The 270-nt window shown below is 71.1% G+C and carries 1 protein-coding gene; it reads left to right on the top strand.

Annotated features, from left to right (window positions below):
• Nucleotides 1-270, top strand: a 270-nt coding sequence (locus NP777_RS47455) for an acyltransferase domain-containing protein (protein ID WP_256656413.1), incomplete at both ends; no start/stop codon positions are given.

Genomic DNA, 270 nt, shown 5'->3' with positions numbered 1-270 from the left:
GGAGATCGCGGCGGCGGTGGTCGCGGGGGCGTTGTCGTTGGAGGATGGTGCGAAGGTTGTGGCGTTGCGGAGCAGGGCGTTGCGGCGGTTGGCCGGGGGTGGGGCGATGGCGTCGTTGGGTGTGGGTCAGGAGCGGGTGGGGCAGTTGCTTTCCGGTCTGGGTGATCAGGCTGCCGGGGTAGGTGTCGCAGCCGTCAACGGGCCCTCGTCCACGGTGGTGTCGGGTCCGCCGGAGCAGGTGGCTGCTGTCGTGGCTGGGTGTCAGGGGGC

Origin of the sequence: Streptomyces rugosispiralis, assembly GCF_024505145.1 — a bacterium.
In the GTDB taxonomy this organism is placed as follows: domain Bacteria; phylum Actinomycetota; class Actinomycetes; order Streptomycetales; family Streptomycetaceae; genus Streptomyces; species Streptomyces rugosispiralis.
Note: the sequence above shows the minus strand (reverse complement) of the source record. Positions and strands in the feature narration are given on the sequence as shown.